The organism is Photobacterium sp. BZF1, assembly GCF_014349205.1.
Classification (GTDB): domain Bacteria; phylum Pseudomonadota; class Gammaproteobacteria; order Enterobacterales; family Vibrionaceae; genus Photobacterium.
In genome coordinates, this window is sequence record NZ_JACSOF010000210.1 from 1 (window position 1) to 8,572 (window position 8,572).

Here is an 8,572-nt window from a genome sequence, read left to right on the forward strand (position 1 = left end):
GTGTAAGCCACTTTGTTTTTATCAAAGATTAGTTACATAGAACCTCCTTGTCTACAATTATTCGTTTTTTGAATATTTAATATCCCAATACTGCAAGCTTAAACCTTTAACGGTAGCAATATTCCGCTCACTCAAAAGATTTATCCTCATTTTATACTATTGTTCATTCAGAATTCATACAAACCCATGTGCATATAATATTTCCATTAGTATATTTGCATCATGTTTTGAATTAAGGTTTGTATCTACTGTGCTAAATTGTGGAACGACTTACGGTAAACAGGTGAACCACTCCCACCTCCCCTTAAGATCTATGCCCCCAATACCTAAACATCATCCCTTATAACTTTGGCGTATAAAAACCTAATTACTTGTGATATTCCGCCTATAGTTAAGCTAGCACCTTGGCTTAGAGGGATCTTCAATGGCAACAGGTTTGTTCCTTTTTCAAAACGATTTAAGGCTTCATGATAACCCCGCACTGGCGTTAGCCACACAAGAGGCTGACCACCTCATCTGCGTGTTTTGCTTACCGGTCGATAATGCCAATCGCTACCCCTATCATATCGACAAACATGGCATTTACAGAAAACAGTTTCTCCTACAATCTCTCAACAACCTTGCTGAACGACTAAGCGAGAGAGGTCAGAGCTTACATGTCATTCTTGAACATCCCCTAAATGTGCTGCCCGAACTCATCAGCCAATACAATATCTCAATGATCTACACCAGTGAAAACGCAGGGGTTTACGAAAAAAGAAATTGGCATACCCTAAAAGGCCGATACCCATACATCACGTTCCGTCAAATCGCAACGCATACCCTTTTTGACAGAACTGATTTACCTTTTGATATTAATGAATCGCTCCCCGGGACATTCAGCCAATTTCGTAAACAAGTTGAAGATTTAGACATTCGTTCACCATTAACCACCATTGCCAAACTTCCCCCACCGCCAGGTAGGTTAAAAGCTTTTGATGTGATCAGTTCTATGATCAATCCAAAACTATTAGCCGATTTTGAAGGTGGTGAGAAAGCGGCATTGAAACACCTTGAGCATTATTTCTCGTCGAATGCCCCTAGCAGTTATAAACAAACACGAAACGAACTCGATGGATGGGAAAATTCAACCAAATTTTCACCATGGTTAGCCTTGGGCTGCTTATCTGCCAATATGCTCATCAAGCACCTAAGCAAGTACGAGACAGATGTGGAATGCAACGATTCTACCCAATGGATTAAATTCGAGCTGTTATGGCGTGAATATTTCCAATGGTATGCTCACTACCACGGCGCTAGGCTCTACACCTTTTCCGGAATCAAAAAGAAAAGCCCTCATACCGCTTATTATCCTGAGCGCTTTCGCCGATGGAGTGAAGGGAATACCCCCTACCCCCTAGTGAACGCTTTGATGAACCAATTACGTCAGACTGGTTATATGTCAAACCGGGGCAGACAAATAGTCGCAAGCTGCTTGATAAATGAATTGAGTTTGGACTGGCGCTACGGGGCCGCCTTTTTCGAAGAACATTTACTAGACTACGATACTGCATCAAACTGGGGCAATTGGCAGTATCTTGCTGGCATCGGTGCCGATCCCCAAGACAATCGGCATTTTAACTTAGTTAAACAAACCGAAATCTATGATCCTAAAGGTGAATTTATCCGCAAGTGGGGAGGCAACAATCATGATGGCAGTATCGACTCTGTTGATGCTGCAGATTGGCCAATTTACTAAATCATGGTGATCTTAGTTTAAGGATATCCCCCTGATGGCTGCTCACGTAGAGCAGCCTATATACCTGCTCAATGTTAGTCTTTATCAGCGATATAACACCTATATAATTCAATCAATACCATAAACAATCATTGACTCATGCTCTTCACTTGAGTTGGGCTATAACCAAAATGTTTTTTGAAAACTTTACAAAAATAGCTCACGTCAGAAAAACTGACTTCATTGGCGATCTCGGAAAGATTATAGAAGGAGTTTTGCAAGCGCCAATGGGCATGCGACATCCTCATAGCCGCCCAGTACTCGCGAGGGCTAATCGACAACTCCGCTTTAAACACTCTATCAAGTTGCCGACGACTTAACCCTAATTGGAGCGCGAGATCCTCAATGCTCAAAGGCGCTGATAAATTCTGGCGCATCAATGCAACAGTCCGTGCTACATGTCGGTTATGCTGATGGGTTACATTCTTATCATCACCTAATGACTTTAAATGATGCTGCCGACTCCGTGTTTCATCCACCAGCATATCGGCAAGTCCCTTCAACGCCCTTTCACGTCCAGACTTACGCGTCAATAACTCGATGGCCAGTTCAATGACTGCCGTTCCTCCGGCACAACTTATCCGCTTACCATCAATACAGTAGAGTTGATCTGAGCGAGCTTTCAATGTTGGATAGTCCGTCTCAAACTCTTGTAAATGTCGCCAGTGGACCGCAACTTCACAACCATCAAACAGACCAAGCTCAGCGAAAGTAAAACATGCATTATCTACCGTCACTAAGGTTAGGCCTTTTGCCGCCGCCTTTTTAAGGAATGACCGATACAATGTTGCTAGCATCTTCATTTCGTTAGCACTCCGACCACCAAATACAACGACGTAGTCATATTTCGCTAACTCTAGGTGCTCAAGGGCATTATGAACCGAAAGATACACACCACTACTTGATATAACTTCACCCTCTGATAGCCCAGCAACGTCCCAAGAGCAGTACCTCTGTTGGCTATAGTCCTCATCGTCAGCGGAAAAACGTAACTTATCAAGGAAACTGCCGAAAGGTAACATATTGAATGTCGGCAACGGCAACAGGAGAAACCGAACATCTGGCTTTGAGCCTGATGGCATAGTGTCATGTTGTGCTGGCTGCATTTTGTTCATCATCTAGGTGGTTAAGTGTCTTTAGCTTGTTATGTCCAAATATTACCTTAAGTAGTCCTAAAACTACCAAATCAATTGCTTGTTTTAACCATATACTGCCAAGCAATATCTTTTCTATAAATGGTAACTTCATGGCATTGGAAACTTGGCTGTTATATTTGGTTGCAGTGACAGGATTAGCTTTCGCTCCTGGCCCAAATGGCCTTCTAGCATTAAGTCACGGCGCGCTATATGGCCGGAAAAAAACGCTCTCAACCATTCTTGGCGGGGTCACTGGTTTTGTTGGTGTTATTGCCATCTCTATGTTTGGCATCGGTTCACTGATGATGGCATCGGCAAATGTTCTCTCTTTGCTGAAATGGTTAGGGGGCGCTTACCTTATTTATCTCGGCATTCAATTATGGCGTTCACCCGCTATCTCTTTGGAACAAACGTCGGCTATTGATCTTGGCCACACAGCAAGATTTAGGCAGGGCCTGCTAGCCGCCATTGCAAACCCAAAAGTCATTCTCTTTTTTGGCGCCTTCTTACCACAATTTATGACTCCTGAATCTTCATTGCTCACGCAGTTCAGTATCTTGGCCGCAACATTCGCTGCTGTTGAATTTAGTGTTGAATTCTTTGTTGCTTGTATCGCTCACCAATTACGCCCTTGGCTTCAGAAAAGTGGTCAACGCTTTAATCGTGGTTGCGGAACGGTTTTCGCTCTATTAGGGGCTAGCCTTCCATTGAGTCAGTAACACACTTAATCACAGGCACCTTTCTCTGTTTTAGGTGCCGTCTCATAGACATTCTCAGCAGTTCGCATCAAATCCTATATACTTAAAGCCATGCTATTTTTGTGACACATGTAACATTTTGTATACCAATACAATGTTGCTGTTCTGTCATGTGGTTGGCGTAGGAGGTAGATGCGTGATGTTCCCGTTGGCTAAAAAACTCTTCCCATTTTCCCTAGTCATTCCTTTGCTAATCAGTGGCTGTAGCTCTGACCCAGACACCGTAAGGCGAACTGGGGAGTATAGCTTTTACGATTCCACCCAAAGCTTTATTGCCTTGACTGATGCCCGCCGTAACGGTGCTGTAGTCGATAAAGGGATGTTTTATCCCAAGAACACCTTTGCTTATACTTACAGATATTGCTCCGATAGCCCTCAACAAGCGGCCAATGATATTGCTGAATACCAAGTACTTGCCAAGCGGGTCTGTGATACCAATAACGGACAGTTGATCAATCAAGCCAGTGGCACATGGTGTGTTGTTGGTGCTAACACACCCAATGAGCAACCGCTTTTCTCAGCCAAAATTACTAGCACTGCGCTTTGGGCGGACTTATGTTTAGATGGCCCTTTTGTCACTCTAAGGCTAAATGAAAATACCCAAGCCAACCAAAGCCAATGGTTCGAGAGTGCACAGGTGCTTGGTTATGAGCCCTATTCACCATTACGCAAAATGGCACCTGCAGGGGTTACTATGCATGCGATTAACCAACCTGCATCCCCTGCGACAGCCCCATGGGGTGATGAAAGCCGATATATTTACTCCAGTGTCGGGGCAACAGTATGTCTGTATGACCACCCACACCAAACCAATATGGGGCACACATACCGCGGACAAGTGTTTAGCGTGAATGATGGCTTGGTTAAAGTGTCTGTAAAAGACAAATTCAGAGGGGATATTCGTACCGCCCCAGCATTGGAGAAAGTAAATTGGCACAGAAGCTCTTATATTACCGCCCCTGCTAATTCATGGTTTGTCTGCTCTTAACATCATCTATAACGCCAAGGGAGAATTCACACTCTCCCTTGTTTCTCATTTCAGAGCTCTATCAACCTTTCCAATCAATAACAGGGAAAGCATTCAACCAACCAATAGGTTGGGTTGCTTTGGTAACAAGAGTGCAAAATAACTCAACCAAGATCATAAAAAAAAACCATTCTTTCTATCCATTGCCTGCTGTTACTCCCTTAGCAGTATATACTTCTATTGCTGAGCAGGAGGCTAGATATGTTTGACCGAACACAATTTCTCACTTCAAATGAGCATCCAGAACTGGATCTAGAAAAATGGCAGAAAACTGTCGATTTGATCTCACAGCTATTTGGTTGTAAATGTGGCGCTATTGTCCAGTTGCGTGAAAAAGAGTTCTTCACCGTACGTTCGAGTCAAAACAACGATAATTTCCTCAAGCCATGTGATGCCTGGCCTTATGAAATGAATAGCTTCTGTAAGCATGTCATTGATAAAGGTGATTCCCTTTATGTTCCTGACCCTGTAAATCATCCAAAATGGAGTCAAAGCCCCTTTGTTAAAGAAGGCCCTATCCGTTCTTATTTTGGGATGCCTATATATTGGCCAGATAACACTGTATTCGGCACTATCTGCGCGATAGATACCAAACCACACGAGTATAATGACACTCTGTTCCAACTGCTCGAACAGCTTAGAGAGCTAATCACAGCAGATCTCAAGCTTATTGATGCCTATGAGCAGGTAAGACAACTCGCCATTACCGATGAATTAACGGGCGTCTACAATCGCAGAGGCTTAGCTACCCTAGCACAAAAAACGATCAGCCAGTTACGTTCTAGTCATCACAACACAAATATAGCGCAGCCCATAAGTGATTCTATTGCAATTGCATATTTCGATTCAGACAACCTGAAGCAAATAAACAATGAACTTGGTCATGACTGCGGTGATATTGCAATCCAAACCTTAGCCTCGGAAATTAAAAGGTACACCCGTTCAAATGATATTGTTGCACGAGTCGGCGGTGATGAGTTTATCGTGTTGTCACAAAATATCACGGAAGAGGATCTCAAGGCACGCTGCCAGAAAATAGAAGCTAATTATCAAGCAACACTTTCAAAGCACCAATCCTTTGCCGGATATCCCGACAGATTCAGTGTTAGCTACGGGTGTATAAGCGTAAAAGAGATCGAGAACTTGAACCTTAATGAGCTATATGCCCAGACAGATAAACGTATGTACGCCAACAAAATGAGCAAGAGAACATTTCCCAACAACAATATATGTGGAGGCGCGGGTGACGATATGGAAAAAATACTTTGATGCACTCCTGTTCTAAACACCACCCCACACCTCTATGCAAATGACGTAGTTAATATTTCAGATAGAGCATTTTACGCAGGTTATCGCAACGTCTTTTATCTAGAGGGTCGCCTAAGTAATCCCCATCTTCAGCGGCCTTTTTCATCAACAATGCTGTGGCACGCTCGTTATCCGGTAATTTTTTGTACTCATCATATGTATGAAGTTTTAGAAGCTTGTACTTAGACTGCTGGCTCGACTGCGCCACATTGTCATAGCAATAGATCATCGCTCCCGCATTTGCACCCACCTTTGCGGCATCTGAAACGGCATAGGCATTGCCGATAACAAACAACCAAGCTGAAGCTACGATAAGCGTCATAACTCTTTTCATTTATCCCACCTGCATTTTCAATGTTTATAAAGCCCCTACACACATGGCATTACGAATGTGGGAAGCGGCAACACAAAAATATCAAATACCAGATGACGGTTATTACCATATGACGACAAAAAGAAGAGAAATTAAAAACGCTATCCTCAAATCTGAGTCATGAACTGATTTAATGTTCAATCAATTTGAACAGCAGTAACTCATTTAACTTGAACAGTTTTTATACAAAAATTTGACATATGACTAATAATAATGGTCATAACGAGCACATAATGCATTAAGGTGAATATAAGACTTATGTATGTGGAGGTTGGCTATGAGAAAAACATACACTCTAGTCACTGCGTTTTCTTTAGCAGTCATCACTTTTTGCGTTGTGGTCATTTCAGTTAAGACACATCTAGAAACTCAGCTAACAAGCGCACATTCAAGGCTAAGCAACTTCTTTAATGTCGTCGAAGCCATGCTCAAAACTGAGCAATATCATTACGATTACGATAGTAACTTTTTACAGTCACACTGTTACATGTTTGATGCACAAAACCTAGATCTAATAGTAACGCCCCCCCAGCAAGTGACCACAACTAAGTTGTCTTCTACTTGTGAAAAATTGCATCATATTAGTGTGATACGGAACTCTAGTGATTTTCTACAATCCGACGAATATGTCATGGTTGAAGTTGAAGGAGTTGTGATTACTACAAAAAGCTTGTCATTAGCTCTATTAAATAATCCATCTTATAAGAGCCATAAGAAGAGAATAACGAATACACTGACGATCATAGCTTTTCTGCGTTATAACATTATCAGTGACTATTTACAGAATTACCCTTTCTCCAACTTGCTTTTTGATCTAGATCCCTTTTTTGAACACTACTCTCCTCACGTAACAGGAGAATTGCATGAAACTATATCTCCATTACAACTATCTAGTATGAATGCTGGCCTGTTACTCTTGTTATTTTTTCTGATATACGGGTTGGTGTTTAACTGTATCTTTGCTCGCTACTACAGGTTACTGTTGTTGCTTAAGTTTCGAGGAAAAATATTAAAGAACATCAAGATAGCGGTCGAGCGTCCATCAAGTGCTGGAGTCAGTTTTTTTAACAGTGAATTTATCTTAGTCGATAACCTTGAAGAAGCGAGTTTCATCAAACGCACCGAAACGCCATCATATGGTATGAACTTAATATTGAGTAAATTAAAGATAAACCATGATAAATTTTTGGTCATTTCAACCTACTTCTCCCGTGAGCATAGTTTGTACCAAGGATATCAACGAAAGGCGTTCTTCGACCCTTTGACACAACTCTACAACCGTGAGTACCTTCAATATTTTACTTCAAATTGTATGGGATTGTATTTTGTCGCTCTTTTGGATTTAGATGATTTCAAAAGCATAAATGATGACTATGGACATGAATTTGGTGACAATACATTACAATATGCTGCAAGATTTCTAACAAAAAGTTTTCCAACTAAAGACTCATGTCTTGTTCGATATGGAGGTGAGGAGTTTCTGACAATTGTAAAGATAAAGGAGGTTATACATCATAAAGTGTTGTTGAATAAGCTCAATAGTTTTAATAACAGTAAGATTACTTGGAGTGGAGGAGCCTGTATTTGGCAAAGCGAACAAGAGTCATTTGATGCTATTTTCAGTGCTTGTGATAACCAACTTTATTATATAAAAGCTCATGGAAAAGCTCGGGTTGATTTAATTTGTGACGAGAAGGAATTACTTTTGGCTCCAGAGAACAAAAAGGAGAGTTAAAAGCGACTTAAGCAAATACTCAGCATGCACTTGAGGCAAAGCTAGTTAATACCACCAAACTGATGACTCAAACGCAAAGTGTACTGCCTTATAGTGCCACAAAATATATAATCACATTTTGTGGGTTAGATTACTTTTAAGTTGTATCTCGAACTGCCTACCTAAATAGACAATAATATAAAAAGTTAGACAGGAGAATATTTTAATTAATAGCACCGAATATGTACGTCCTCTATAGCGAAACTTTCAGGAAATATATAAAACCTTTACTGATAAAAATGTAAGTAAAACACCCGGTATTTATAGTTATAAAATTCAGATACATCTTTGATGCTAACCACTTCACACCCACCTGTTAACCAAATGATAAATCAATGTTAAATCAATTGGTTCTTTTGTTACTACATATTCTTTACAGAGATAATTTAACCCACCCTTTATGCAAAATGATTATATAT

7 protein-coding genes are annotated in these 8,572 nt (G+C 41.1%); 5 read left to right on the top strand and 2 right to left on the bottom strand.

Annotation, left to right across the window (positions count from 1 at the left end; genetic code table 11):
* Positions 1-424 precede the first annotated feature (424 nt).
* Complete coding sequence (locus tag BIZ37_RS28105; protein WP_187464342.1) at positions 425-1,738, top strand: DASH family cryptochrome; 1,314 nt, start codon at positions 425-427, stop codon at positions 1,736-1,738.
* A 128-nt stretch (positions 1,739-1,866) separates the two neighbouring features.
* Here the strand turns inward: BIZ37_RS28105 and BIZ37_RS28110 are convergent, their stop codons facing one another.
* Entirely contained in the window at positions 1,867-2,895 is a 1,029-nt protein-coding gene (locus BIZ37_RS28110; protein WP_255526945.1) for a GlxA family transcriptional regulator, read from the bottom strand.
* Between the two features lie 128 nt (positions 2,896-3,023).
* Here BIZ37_RS28110 and BIZ37_RS28115 point away from each other — a divergent pair, with 128 nt between their 5' ends.
* The 3 genes from BIZ37_RS28115 to BIZ37_RS28125 all read left to right on the top strand — a co-directional run bounded on the left by BIZ37_RS28115 (position 3,024) and on the right by BIZ37_RS28125 (position 5,967).
* Positions 3,024-3,632, top strand: a complete 609-nt coding sequence (locus BIZ37_RS28115) for a LysE family translocator (protein WP_187464343.1) — start codon at positions 3,024-3,026, stop codon at positions 3,630-3,632.
* A gap of 178 nt (positions 3,633-3,810) precedes the next feature.
* Positions 3,811-4,659, top strand: a complete 849-nt coding sequence (locus tag BIZ37_RS28120; protein ID WP_187464347.1) for a hypothetical protein — start codon at positions 3,811-3,813, stop codon at positions 4,657-4,659.
* 240 nt (positions 4,660-4,899) lie between these two features.
* Complete coding sequence (locus tag BIZ37_RS28125) at positions 4,900-5,967, top strand: sensor domain-containing diguanylate cyclase (protein ID WP_187464344.1); 1,068 nt, start codon at positions 4,900-4,902, stop codon at positions 5,965-5,967.
* A gap of 49 nt (positions 5,968-6,016) precedes the next feature.
* On the opposite strand, the gene BIZ37_RS28130 is transcribed toward BIZ37_RS28125, so the two are convergent.
* Positions 6,017-6,340: a hypothetical protein gene (locus BIZ37_RS28130; RefSeq protein WP_255526946.1), complete on the bottom strand. Its 324-nt coding sequence runs from the start codon at positions 6,338-6,340 to the stop codon at positions 6,017-6,019.
* Between the two features lie 316 nt (positions 6,341-6,656).
* On the opposite strand from BIZ37_RS28130, the gene BIZ37_RS28135 reads away from it, so the two are divergent.
* Positions 6,657-8,114, top strand: a complete 1,458-nt coding sequence (locus tag BIZ37_RS28135; RefSeq protein WP_187464345.1) for a GGDEF domain-containing protein — start codon at positions 6,657-6,659, stop codon at positions 8,112-8,114.
* Positions 8,115-8,572 lie beyond the last annotated feature (458 nt).

What these genes read in the sequence shown, in the direction of transcription:
- BIZ37_RS28105 (WP_187464342.1), top strand. Translation starts at nt 425, where the DNA reads ATGGCAACAGGTTTGTTCCTTTTTCAAAACGATTTAAGGCTTCATGAT.
- BIZ37_RS28110 (WP_255526945.1), bottom strand. Translation starts at nt 2,895, where the DNA reads ATGATGAACAAAATGCAGCCAGCACAACATGACACTATGCCATCAGGC.
- BIZ37_RS28115 (WP_187464343.1), top strand. Translation starts at nt 3,024, where the DNA reads ATGGCATTGGAAACTTGGCTGTTATATTTGGTTGCAGTGACAGGATTA.
- BIZ37_RS28120 (WP_187464347.1), top strand. Translation starts at nt 3,811, where the DNA reads ATGTTCCCGTTGGCTAAAAAACTCTTCCCATTTTCCCTAGTCATTCCT.
- BIZ37_RS28125 (WP_187464344.1), top strand. Translation starts at nt 4,900, where the DNA reads ATGTTTGACCGAACACAATTTCTCACTTCAAATGAGCATCCAGAACTG.
- BIZ37_RS28130 (WP_255526946.1), bottom strand. Translation starts at nt 6,340, where the DNA reads ATGAAAAGAGTTATGACGCTTATCGTAGCTTCAGCTTGGTTGTTTGTT.
- BIZ37_RS28135 (WP_187464345.1), top strand. Translation starts at nt 6,657, where the DNA reads ATGAGAAAAACATACACTCTAGTCACTGCGTTTTCTTTAGCAGTCATC.